Genomic DNA, 12120 nt, shown 5'->3' on the forward strand with positions numbered 1-12120 from the left:
TTATAGGTGATGATTAATTAATAAGGGGGAGAATTATGGAATCGACCAAGTGGTTATATTGGATAATTGGAATAATTATAATAATCATAGCAACAGTAATTATCAGAAAATATAAACTAATCACTAAAGTAAAAAGAGTAAACTGTGTTGATTTAGATAAGCTTGAAGAAAAAAAATTTTCAGGAATGGGAAAACTATACATCAAAGCTTTAGGTGGGGAAAAAAATATAATAAGTGTAGATCCCTGTATGACAAGAATAAGAGTGATAATGAAGGATGGTTCTCTATTGGATGAAAAGAGAATAACTGTTTTAGGTGCTCATAAAGTTATAAAGTTAACTGATAAAAAAATTCATATTATAATTGGATTGAAGGCTGAAAAATTAGCTGAAGAAATAAATGATATAAGGGAGAAAAATAAATAAGGCGGAGCATCCGCCTTTTTTACTTGAAAAAATATAGTAAGCTATTAAAAAGAAAAATAAGTTTTTAGAGGTATAAAAATATAAGGAAAAAGTTTAAAGGAGGGATATTTTGAATTATTTTGACCATAGAGTTATAAAAACTGCATTTGGAACGTTTTTATCCATATATCTAGCACAAATTATGGGAATAAGATATGGAGTAACAGCTGGTGTAGTCACAATAATAAGTATACAGACAACAAAAAAAGAATCAGTAAAAATAGCTGTAGAAAGATTTATTGCGTCTCTTATAGGACTTTTTATAGCAGCAATATTTTTTTATTTTTGGGGATACACACCTTTTGTATTTGGGCTTTTCATTTTAATATTTATGCCAGTATGTTTAAGATTTAATTTATTTCAAGGTTTTTTAGTAACAGTGGTTCTTGCAACACATATTCTTACTGAAAAAAATCTGTCTTTAAAAATTTTATCAAATGAAATATTAATATTGGTTCTTGGAGCATTGATAGCCATAATTTTAAACTTATATATGCCTGATGTGACTAAAAAAATAAAATATACTCAAAAAAATGTAGATAATTTTATGAAAAAAATTCTCAGTTATATGAGTGATGAATTGATAACTGGAGCTATATTTGTTGATGAAGACAAAATATTTAAGGATTTGAGAAGAGAGTTAGATATAGGAAGGGATTTAGCATATAAAGATTATAACAATGCTTTATTTTATGGTTCAAGATATGAAATAGAAGTTTTTGAAATGAAGAGGGCTCAATATAAAATTTTAGTAAGAATGAGAAGACATTTTTATAATTTTTTCATAAGCAGTGAACATACATTTATAGTTTCAGAATTTACAAGAAAAGTAGGAAGTTCAGTTGGGGTAGACAAACTTTATATAGAAGCATTGAAAGAATTAGATATTTTAAGAGAGAAATTTAAAAATATGCCTCTTCCAAAAAGTAGGGTAGAATTTGAAAGTAGAGCAGTACTATTACAGTTTTTTGGTGACATAGAAGAGTTTCTTGAAGTCAAAAAAGATTTTATGAAAAAATATACATTAGATGGAGAAAAGAAAATATAAGAGTGGTTTGTGAACCACTCTTTGGTAAATTATTCTAAACTTTGACTTGCAGCCATAAGGAAGGGAACTATTTGTTTTTTTCTCGAAACTACACCTTCCAACCATGTGAGATTATTTTCCAGTTGAACATTAAAAGCTCTTTCTATAAGTTCAGGAAAATCTCCTGCTATCATAGCATATGAACCAGATTTTATTATATCTGTAATAATAAGAATAAACATTGAAAATCCAGAATTTTTATTTATTTCCTTCATAACTTTTTCTAGATCTGATTGTTTGTTTAAAAGTCCTGCTACATCAACAGTATTTATTTGAGCTATTCCCATATTTATTCCATTCATTGAAAATTCTTTTATATCGGTAGTTAATATTTCATATGGAGATCTATTAGCAAGAGAGGTTCCTGCTATAAGCATATTCATTCCATATTCTTCATAGTCAACTTCTTCACATATAAGAGCAAGTTCTTTAACTGTATCTATGTCTTTTTGAGTGCAAGTAGGAGATTTAAACATAAGGGTATCTGAAAGAATAGCACTCATCATAAGTCCAGCAGTTTCTTTAGAAGGAGTGATTCTTGCGTCTCTAAATAATTCATAGATTATAGTACAAGTACATCCTACTATTTCGGCATTTATTTTCACAGGCTCATCTGTAATGAAATTTCCAAATTTATGGTGATCAATAACTTGTAGTATTTTTGCATCTTGCAATCCTTCTACAGAATGAGCTCTTTCATTATGGTCAACTAAAATAACTTGTTTTCTTGTAAAATTAATAAGGTTTTTAGTTCTGATAGTTCCATATACAGTACCATCTTTTTCAGTAACAGGGAAATTAGTTTGTGTTGCCTCTTTCATTATATCTTTTATATCATGGAGAAAATCATCTTTTTTAAAGGAATAAAATTTTGTATTATTCATTATAGATGATAATGAAAGTGACTGACTTACAAGACTTATTGTTTTGAAAAGATTAGCATGAACTCTCATAATAGCGCAGTCAGAAGTTACTCTTGGACTAATAAAATCATCTTCGTCGCAGGCGACTATTATAACCTTTGCTCCAGCTTTGATAGATCTGTCAATTCCATCTGCCATAGATGTAGTGACAACTATATCTCCATAAGTAACATTTTCAAGTTCAGATACAGACTTTAAATTTCCTTTGATAACTCCACTTGGATAATTACCACTTACAATTATTCCGTCAAGAACATCCTTTAGATTTTCATATGTTGTTTTATATTTGCCAAAAAGATCTGAATGTTCAAGGTTAAGATAGGTATTAGCAATATCAGAGATATGTATCATACCTTTAAGCTGCTTCCTATCATCTACTACTGGTAAACTTGAGAAGTTTTCCACAGTCATTATATCCAAAGCTGACCTTAAAGAATCATCTATTGATAAAGTCTTTTTTTCTACTCTGGTTAAATCAGAAATTTGTGCACTTACTGTTTTTAAAAGCTTAGGAACTTTTACACCAAAATATTTTAAGACATATTCTGTTTCTTTATTTATATCACCAAGTCTGTAAGGAATAGCATTTATTCCCATCTCTTTTTTTAGTTCAGCTAAGGCAATTGAAGAACAGATAGAATCTGTATCTGGATGTCTATGTCCAAAAATTAAAATAGGCTCCATGTGAAAAAACCTCCTTATTTTTCTTAAATTGCTGTTTCAAATATATTAACATTTTTTTATTATATGAACAAATAATATTTTTAAAAAATCTTTGGAAAAATGATATAATGTCAATATAAAAATATGATAATTAAATCAAAAATTGGAGTAGAAATAATGAAAGAAATGAAATTAAATTTTTTTGAGGAGAATGACATGAAAACAGATAAAGAGAGAATAGAGAAACTGAGAGCAGATCTCTTAAAATACAACCAATATTACTATACAAATAATGAGAGCCTTATTTCTGATATAGAATATGATACATTGATGAATGAACTTAAAGATTTGGAAGAAAAATATCCAGAGTATAAAAGTGAAGCTTCACCTACAGTTATAGTGGGAGCTTCAAATCTTAGAGAGAACAAATTTCAGAAAGTAACTCATAAAAAGCCAATGTTAAGTCTTTCTAATACATATAATGAAGAGGAAATAGGAGATTTTATAGATAGAATTAAAAAGCTTCTCCCAGAAGAAGATAATATAAAATATGCTCTTGAATTAAAATTAGATGGTCTTTCCATAAGTATTCAATATGAAAAAGGAAAACTTGTGAGAGGAGTAACTAGAGGTGATGGAGCAATAGGAGAAGATGTTACAGAAAATATCATGGAAATTGAAACTATTCCTCATATATTGAAAGAACCATTGGATATGGAGATAAGAGGAGAGATAGTTCTTCCTATAAGTAAATTTGAAAGCTTGAATGAAAGAAGAATGGAAGCAGGAGAAGAAGTTTTTGCTAATCCTAGAAATGCTGCAAGTGGTACACTTAGGCAAATTGATGCCAGTATAATAAAGGAAAGAGGTTTGGATTCTTATTTTTATTTTATAGTGGATGCTAAAAATTATGGGATACAAACTCATAGTGAAAGTATAAAATACATGGAGTCTTTAGGGATAAAAACTACAGGAGTATGTGAAGTCTTAGACACAGCTCCTGCTTTGAAAAAAAGAATAGATTATTGGGAACAGGAAAAAGAAAAATTGGATTATGAAACAGATGGAATGGTAATAAAAGTGGATAATCTTGATTTCTGGGATGAACTTGGAAATACTACCAAAAGTCCAAGATGGGCTATAGCCTATAAATTTCCTGCCAAGCAAGTAACAACTACTTTATTGGGAATAACATGGCAGGTAGGAAGAACTGGAAAAGTTACTCCAGTTGCTGAACTTGAAGAAGTTTTGTTATCTGGAAGCAAAGTAAAAAGAGCTAGTCTTCATAATTTTCATGAAATAGAAAGAAAAGATATAAGGATAGGGGATAAAGTATTTATAGAAAAAGCTGCTGAAATAATCCCCCAGGTAGTAAAATCAATAAAAGAATTTAGAAATGGCAGTGAAGAATTGATAACTGAACCTGATAAATGTCCTGTATGCGGAAGTCCAGTTGCACGGGAAGAGGGACAAGTAGATATAAAATGTACTAATCCAAATTGCCCAGGAAAAATAAAAGGAAGAATAGAATATTTTGTATCAAGAGATGCTATGAATATAGGTGGATTTGGAAGTAAAATGGTAGAAAAAATGCTGGAGCTAGGATTTATAAAAAATGTTGGAGATATATATGATTTAAAAGATCACAAAGAAGATCTTGAAAATATAGAAAAAATGGGAAAAAGGAGTGTAGAGAATCTTTTAGATTCAATTGAAGCAAGTAAAAAAAGAGATTATTCAAAAGTGATTTATGCTTTGGGAATACCTTTTATTGGAAAATATTCTGGAAAACTTTTAGCAGAAGCAAGTAGAAATATAGATAATTTAATGAAAATGGAAATAGAAGAGTTGATGGAAATTGATGGAATTGGTGATAAAGGAGCAAAAGCTGTATATGATTTTTTTAGAGAAGAAGAAAATATTGAGCTTATAAATATATTAAGAAATCATGGGCTACAGTTTGCTATGGAAGAAAAAGATGAAGAAGAAAAAGCTAATAAAATATTTTCTGGAAAAACTTTTCTTTTTACAGGAACCCTTAAAAATTTTAAAAGAGAAGAAATAAAAGAGGAAATAGAAAAACTTGGTGGAAAGAATCTAGCAGCAGTGAGTAAAAATCTTGATTATCTTATTATTGGAGAAAAGGCTGGAAGCAAATTAAAAAAAGCTCAAGAATTAGGAACTGTAAAGATTCTTACAGAGGAAGAATTTATTGAAATATGTAAGAATAACAATAAAAATTAATATAAAAACAAGTACCTTTAATTGACTATCGAGAAGATTTATGGTAGCATATATCTTGATAAAGTGTCAGAATAATAATTTGAAGAGAGGAAAATTGTAAATGATAGGAGAATTGTTAAAAAAGATATTCGGTACTAAAAATGATAGAGAAATAAAGAGAATAAGAAAGATAGTAGATGTTATCAATCAGCTTGAACCTGATTTTGAAAAACTTACTGATGAGCAGTTAAGGGAAAAAACTGCATATTTTAAGGAAAGATTAGCTAAAGGAGAAACTTTAGATGATATTTTACCAGAAGCATTTGCAACTGTAAGAGAGACATCTAAGAGAGTGCTGGGGTTGAGACATTATGATGTACAGCTTATTGGAGGAATAGTACTTCATGAAGGGAAAATCACTGAAATGAAGACAGGAGAAGGAAAAACTCTTGTAGCAACATGTCCTGTATATTTAAATGCTCTTATTGGAAAAGGGGTACATATAATAACTGTAAATGATTATCTTGCTGCCAGAGATAGAGATATGATGGGAAGAGTTTATGATTTTCTTGGACTTTCTTCTGGAGTAATACTGAATGGTATATCAACAGACCAGAGAAAACAAGCATATAATAGTGATATTACATATGGAACAAATTCTGAATTTGGTTTTGATTATTTGAGAGATAATATGGTAGGAAGCATAGAAGAAAGAGTTCAAAGAGAACTTAACTACTGTATAGTGGATGAGGTTGACTCTATCTTGATTGATGAAGCAAGAACACCACTTATTATATCAGGTGCTGCTACTGAATCTATTAAATGGTACAAAATATTCTATCAAATAGTTTCAATGCTGAGTAGAAGTTATGAAACTGAAGGAATAAAAGATGTAAAAGCTAAAAAAGAAATGAATATTCCTGCTGAAAAATGGGGAGATTATGAAGTTGATGAAAAAGCTAAAAATATTGTTCTTACTGAAAAAGGGGTAACAAAAGTTGAAAAATTATTGAAAATAGATAACCTTTATTCACCAGAAAATGTAGAACTTACTCATTATTTGAATCAAGCTTTAAAAGCTAAGGAACTTTTCAAAAGGGATAGAGATTATCTAGTAAGAGAAGGACAAGTAATAATAATAGATGAATTCACTGGAAGAGCTATGGAAGGAAGAAGATATTCAGATGGACTCCATCAAGCTATTGAAGCGAAAGAAGGAGTAAATATAGCTGGAGAAAATCAAACTCTTGCATCAATAACACTTCAAAACTATTTCAGAATGTATAAAAAATTATCAGGAATGACTGGTACTGCTGAAACTGAAGCAGCAGAATTTGTACATACGTATGGATTGGAAGTCGTGGTTATTCCTACAAATAAACCAGTAATGAGAAATGATCATCCAGATTTAGTCTTTAAAACACATAAAGAAAAAATAGATGCAATAATAAATAGAATAGAAGAATTGCATAAAAAAGGACAACCAGTACTTGTAGGAACTATTTCAATAAAAAGTTCTGAAGATCTTTCTGAACTTCTTAAAGCAAGAAAGATACCTCATAATGTATTGAATGCTAAATTCCATGCCCAAGAGGCAGAAATAGTAGCACAGGCTGGAAGATTTGGAAGTGTAACTATTGCTACTAACATGGCTGGTAGAGGTACCGACATAATGCTTGGAGGAAATCCTGAATTCCTTGCTATAGAAGAAATAGGAAGCAGAGATGCTGAAAATTATAATGAAATATTAGAGAAATATAAAATACAATGTGAAGCTGAAAGAGAAAAAGTTATGGAACAAGGGGGATTATTTATTCTTGGAACTGAAAGACATGAATCTAGAAGGATAGATAATCAATTAAGAGGAAGATCAGGTAGACAGGGAGACCCTGGAGAATCAGAATTTTATTTATCTCTTGAAGATGATTTAATGAGGCTATTTGGTTCAGACAGAGTGAAAATGGTAATGGAGAAATTGGGACTTCCTGAAGGAGAGCCTATTACTCACTCAATGATTAATAAAGCAATAGCAAACGCACAAAATAAGATTGAATCTAGAAACTTTGGAATCAGAAAAAATCTTCTTGAGTTTGATGATGTTATGAATAAGCAAAGAACAGCTATTTATGCAAGCAGAAATGAAGCTATGGTAAAAGATGATCTTAAAGAAACAGTTTTACATATGCTTAAAGATACTATTCATTCACAAGTAATAACAAGATTTGTTGGAGAGTTTAAAGATGATTGGGATATTACAGGGCTTACAGAATTTCTACGTGAAAAATATGGATATGAAATAAAGGATTTAACTGAATATAAATCTATGAGTATAGAAAATTATGCTGAAAAATTGTATAATGGGATTGTAAGAGAGTATGATGAGAAAGAAAATAGAATAGGTTCTGATCTAATGAGAAGGCTTGAAAAATATATATTGTTTGAAGTAGTAGATTCAAGATGGAGAGAACATTTAAAATCATTGGATGGGTTAAGAGAAGGAATCTATTTAAGAGCATATGGGCAAAGGGATCCAATAGTAGAATATAAACTTCTTTCTGGAGAACTTTATGAGAAAATGCTGGAAACAATAAAAGAACAAACAACTTCATTTTTATTTAAAGTCATAATTAAAAGTCCAGAAGAAGAAGAGTTAAAAGTAAAAGAAGAACCACTGGACAAAGTAAATTATAATACAGAGGAAGAAGAAGAGGATAGTAATCAGCCAAGAACTTCTGATAAAATAGGAAGAAATGATTCTTGTCCTTGTGGAAGCGGAAAAAAATATAAAAACTGTTGTGGAAGAGTATAATCAAAAATTAGGAGGAACTAAATGAAAAAATTAATTTTAGGTTTATTAATTTCAATGCTTTTTATTTCTTGCAGCTCTATGGAAAAAGGGGGCTCTTTAGAACAAAAGTATAATATTACAAAAGCTTCAGCTAAAGAATGGGATAAGACTATAATTAATGTTATTGAGGGAGAAGCACTTATTGAAGATTGGTATGGAGATGAAAATCCTATTATATATCTGAGAAAAACTGGAAAAATGAGCGAAAAAGATTTTCAATTTTTACTATCTTTAGAGAAAAAGGATGCAACTGAGATAACAGATGATGAATATGATCAATTTTTAAGTTTGGTAACAAAATATAATAAAAAAATGCCTAGAAAGTTTTTCTTAGATAATGAAAATATCAAGGATCCGAAAGGATTAGTTGATAAAATGGTGAGGGAATCATTTGTTAGAATGCAAAATCCATCCAATCATATTAAAGATGTAGTTGCTACTGAAGATGAATGGAATAAAATAGTTGAATATTCAAAACAAATGGACCTTAATGAAAAAGATACTAAACAACTGAGAAAACTTCTTAATAAATTTATCAAAAGAGATGAATTTTTCTCTACAGAAGTATGGTATAATAGAGAAGTTTCTGAAAGAATGATAAAAATAGCTAATATAAATGCAAAGGTTAATAAGAGTGCTATAGAAAAAAATAATATAAATGCAAAAGCATTATATATTGCTTATCCTGAATATTTTTCAAAATTAGATAAATGGGATAACTAATTAGAAAAAGAATATAATATTAAGAAAAAAGGTGGGGCGTCTGTGGGAAATAGACGCCTTTCTTTGGTAAAAGATAAGGAGATGAAGGTTTATGGAAGTGGATATGCATATACATACTATAGCTTCTGACGGAACTTTCACACCAGAAGAAGTAGTAAAAAGAGCAAAGTTTCTTGGAATGAAAAGTATATCTATAACAGATCATGATACAATAGATGGATTGGAAGAAGGAAAAAAAACAGCTGCTGAAATTGGGATTGAGTTTATACAAGGAATAGAGATATCATGTAATGTTGATAATTTAGAAGTGCATATACTGGGATATTTTCTTAATCTTAATGATGAGAAATTTCTTGCTGAACTTGAAGAGTTAAAAAAAGCAAGAGAAGATAGAAATAAAAAAGTAGTGGAAAAACTAAAAAAATGTGGTATAGTGGTTGATATAGAAAAAGTTAAAAATATGGCTCCTGGAAATATTATCAGTAGAGTTCATATAGCAAATTATCTTGTAGAGATAGGAGCAGCTATTTCTAAAAATGATGCTTTTGAAAAATATCTTGGAAAAACAGGTACTGCATATGTGCCAAAAGAAAATTTTCCACCAGAAAGAGCAGTAAAAATGCTTCATGCAAATGGGGCTTTTATATCTATGGCACATCCTAAATTAATTACAGAAAATGATGGATTATTAGAAAATATGATACTGGAATTAAAAAAAATTGGACTAGGAGGATTAGAGGCAGTATATGGTACTTTTACTCCTTCAGAAAAAAGAAAATATAAAAAAATGGCAAAGAGGCATTCTCTTTTAGTGACTGGAGGCTCAGACTTTCATGGAGCTAATAGAGAAGGAATAGAAATAGGAGATACAGGATTAGAATATTCGCAATTCAGATTAATAAAAGAGAGAAACAGTAGGTAATTTTTAATATACAGGAGGAAATTATGATTATAGTGACTGGAGCAGCTGGAATGATAGGGAGTGCATTCGTTTGGAAATTAAACGAAATGGGAATCAATGATATCATAGTAGTTGATAAATTCAAAACAGAAGAAAAGTGGCTTAATTTAAGAAAAAGAGATTATGCTGACTGGGTAGACAGAGATGATCTTTTTGAATGGCTTTCAAATCCAGCAAATGCTGAAAAAATAACAGGAGTTTTACATATGGGAGCCTGCTCTGCAACTACAGAGAAAGATGCAGACTATCTTATGTCAAATAATTATGGATACAGCAAAAAACTATGGGAGTTTTGTGCAGCAAGACAGATAAACTATGTATATGCTTCATCAGCAGCAACATATGGAGCTGGTGAGCTTGGATATAATGATGATGTAGAGCCTGAGGAATTAAAAAAACTTATGCCATTGAATAAATATGGATATTCTAAAAAGATATTTGATGACTGGGCATTTAAACAAAAAATAGCTCCTAAACAATGGGCAGGAACTAAGTTTTTTAATGTGTATGGACCACAAGAATATCATAAAGGAAGAATGGCTTCAATGGTATTTCATACATTTAATCAGTATAAAGAAAATGGAGGAGTAAAGCTTTTTAAATCTCATAAAGAGGGATATAAAGATGGAGAACAATTAAGAGATTTTGTTTATTTAAAAGATGTAGTTGATATTCTTTATTTCCTATTGACAGAGAAAATAGAATCTGGAGTATATAATATAGGAACTGGAGAAGCCAGAAGTTTCTTGGATTTATCTATGGCAACAATGAGAGCAGTTTCTAATAATTCTGAACTTGTTCAAGAAGATGTAATTGAATTTATTCCTATGCCAGAAGATTTGAGAGGGAGATATCAATATTTCACTCAAGCAACTATGGAAAAAATAAAAAGAGCAGGATATACAAAAAAATTCTATTCATTAGAAGATGGAATAAAAGATTATGTACAAAATTATATGGCAAAAGAAGATCCATATTTATAGGAGGAAAAAATTAGATGAACCCATTTTTGATTGTCATAATTTTAGGAATAGTAGAGGGTATGACAGAATTTCTTCCTGTAAGTAGTACAGGACATATGATATTAGTTGAAAAATTTATAAACAGCAGTTTTTTTTCTAAAAATTTTATGGATAGTTTTTTAATAATAGTTCAATTAGGAGCAATACTTGCAGTAGTTATATATTTTTGGAAAGATATAAATCCTTTTGTGAGAGAAAGAGAAGTATTTGTCCAAAGATTTAGACTTTGGGCAAAAGTAGTTGTAGGAGTATTTCCAGCAGCTGTTATAGGACTTCTTTTAGATGACTATATTTCTGAATATTTTATGGGAAATGTAGTTGTAGTAGCTATGACATTAGTATTTTATGGAATTATTCTTATAGTTGTAGAAAAATGTTATAATGGTGTAGCACATATAGATTCATTTCAAAAATTAGGATATAAAACAGCTTTTACAGTTGGATTGTTTCAATGCCTTGCTATGATTCCAGGAACTTCAAGATCAGGAGCCACCATTATAGGGAGTTTACTTTTAGGACTTTCAAGAGGAGTAGCAACAGAATTTTCTTTTTTTCTTGCAATACCTACTATGTTTGGAGCTACATTATTAAAACTTATGAAAAATGGACTTAAATTTTCTCCTATTGAGTGGCAGTTACTAGGGGTAGGTTCAGTAGTCTCTTTTGTTGTGGCATATCTTGTTATTAGATGGTTTATGCAGTATATAAAAAAGAGAGACTTTGTTTCTTTCGGAATATACAGAATAATATTGGGAATAATAGTGTTATTCTTTGTATTTATGTGAGTGTGATTTAATGAAAAAAATAATTTCTGTCCTATCTTTTATTTTTATAGCAGCAGCTATGGTTAATTTTATAGGAGTATCCTACTTTAAACAGGCAAATATATCTTCATTTAAAAATTATTCTATATTTTATGGAAATAATATGAATAAATTTGATGACCTTTTAAATAATGGAAAGATATCAGAAGAAACTAAAAATAAAATAATAGAATTAACAAAAATATATAAAACTTTTGAAGCTAATGGAAAGAAAAATCCTAAGGAAATGATAGAGTTTCATATAGGAAGTATAAGGAAGGGAACACCTACTATTAAAACTTATTATCAACTCTATAAATTTGGAAAACACCTTGATGAACAAGTAAAGGTAGGAGAAAGTATACTTAAAAATAGAGAATAATATGAATTAAGGAAACTAGAA

General features: G+C 29.7%; 10 protein-coding genes. 9 read left to right on the forward strand and 1 reads right to left on the reverse strand.

Going from position 1 to position 12120, the window contains the following annotated elements; genetic code table 11:
• Nucleotides 1-35 precede the first annotated feature (35 nt).
• Nucleotides 36-425 carry a PTS transporter subunit EIIB gene (locus tag E6771_RS04820; RefSeq protein WP_316090004.1) on the forward strand — a complete coding sequence of 130 codons (390 nt, stop codon included), beginning with the start codon at nt 36-38 and terminating at the stop codon, nt 423-425.
• A gap of 109 nt (nt 426-534) precedes the next feature.
• Complete coding sequence (locus E6771_RS04825; protein WP_316090005.1) at nt 535-1512, forward strand: aromatic acid exporter family protein; 978 nt, start codon at nt 535-537, stop codon at nt 1510-1512.
• A 29-nt stretch (nt 1513-1541) separates the two neighbouring features.
• Here the strand turns inward: E6771_RS04825 and E6771_RS04830 are convergent, their stop codons facing one another.
• A complete protein-coding gene (locus E6771_RS04830; protein WP_316090006.1) occupies nt 1542-3158 on the reverse strand; it encodes a putative manganese-dependent inorganic diphosphatase in 1617 nt (538 codons plus the stop codon).
• A 123-nt stretch (nt 3159-3281) separates the two neighbouring features.
• On the opposite strand from E6771_RS04830, the gene ligA reads away from it, so the two are divergent.
• From ligA to E6771_RS04865, 7 genes are all read left to right on the forward strand, one after another.
• The gene (gene ligA, locus E6771_RS04835) at nt 3282-5381 is read left to right on the forward strand and encodes an NAD-dependent DNA ligase LigA (protein WP_410054665.1); all 2100 of its coding nucleotides are present in this window, start codon (nt 3282-3284) and stop codon (nt 5379-5381) included.
• A gap of 100 nt (nt 5382-5481) precedes the next feature.
• Nucleotides 5482-8169 carry a preprotein translocase subunit SecA gene (gene secA, locus E6771_RS04840; protein ID WP_316090007.1) on the forward strand — a complete coding sequence of 896 codons (2688 nt, stop codon included), beginning with the start codon at nt 5482-5484 and terminating at the stop codon, nt 8167-8169.
• 21 nt (nt 8170-8190) lie between these two features.
• Nucleotides 8191-8931, forward strand: coding sequence for a hypothetical protein (locus E6771_RS04845; protein ID WP_316090009.1), 741 nt, complete (start codon nt 8191-8193; stop codon nt 8929-8931).
• Nucleotides 8932-9022: 91 nt separating this feature from the next.
• Nucleotides 9023-9853 carry a PHP domain-containing protein gene (locus E6771_RS04850; RefSeq protein ID WP_316090010.1) on the forward strand — a complete coding sequence of 277 codons (831 nt, stop codon included), beginning with the start codon at nt 9023-9025 and terminating at the stop codon, nt 9851-9853.
• Between the two features lie 23 nt (nt 9854-9876).
• Nucleotides 9877-10875: an ADP-glyceromanno-heptose 6-epimerase gene (rfaD, locus tag E6771_RS04855; RefSeq protein WP_316090011.1), complete on the forward strand. Its 999-nt coding sequence runs from the start codon at nt 9877-9879 to the stop codon at nt 10873-10875.
• Between the two features lie 14 nt (nt 10876-10889).
• A complete protein-coding gene (locus E6771_RS04860; protein WP_316090012.1) occupies nt 10890-11699 on the forward strand; it encodes an undecaprenyl-diphosphate phosphatase in 810 nt (269 codons plus the stop codon).
• A 10-nt stretch (nt 11700-11709) separates the two neighbouring features.
• Entirely contained in the window at nt 11710-12099 is a 390-nt protein-coding gene (locus E6771_RS04865) for a hypothetical protein (RefSeq protein ID WP_316090013.1), read from the forward strand.
• Nucleotides 12100-12120 lie beyond the last annotated feature (21 nt).

The sequence above is a fragment of the Fusobacterium sp. genome (assembly GCF_032477075.1).
Taxonomy (GTDB): Bacteria; Fusobacteriota; Fusobacteriia; order Fusobacteriales; family Fusobacteriaceae; genus Fusobacterium_A.

Excerpts from the sequence above, each read along its gene's own strand:
- E6771_RS04820 (WP_316090004.1), top strand. The coding sequence starts at position 36 with ATGGAATCGACCAAGTGGTTATATTGGATAATTGGAATAATTATAATA.
- E6771_RS04830 (WP_316090006.1), bottom strand. The coding sequence starts at position 3,158 with ATGGAGCCTATTTTAATTTTTGGACATAGACATCCAGATACAGATTCT.
- ligA (WP_410054665.1), top strand. The coding sequence starts at position 3,282 with ATGATAATTAAATCAAAAATTGGAGTAGAAATAATGAAAGAAATGAAA.
- secA (WP_316090007.1), top strand. The coding sequence starts at position 5,482 with ATGATAGGAGAATTGTTAAAAAAGATATTCGGTACTAAAAATGATAGA.
- E6771_RS04845 (WP_316090009.1), top strand. The coding sequence starts at position 8,191 with ATGAAAAAATTAATTTTAGGTTTATTAATTTCAATGCTTTTTATTTCT.
- E6771_RS04850 (WP_316090010.1), top strand. The coding sequence starts at position 9,023 with ATGGAAGTGGATATGCATATACATACTATAGCTTCTGACGGAACTTTC.
- rfaD (WP_316090011.1), top strand. The coding sequence starts at position 9,877 with ATGATTATAGTGACTGGAGCAGCTGGAATGATAGGGAGTGCATTCGTT.
- E6771_RS04860 (WP_316090012.1), top strand. The coding sequence starts at position 10,890 with ATGAACCCATTTTTGATTGTCATAATTTTAGGAATAGTAGAGGGTATG.
- E6771_RS04865 (WP_316090013.1), top strand. The coding sequence starts at position 11,710 with ATGAAAAAAATAATTTCTGTCCTATCTTTTATTTTTATAGCAGCAGCT.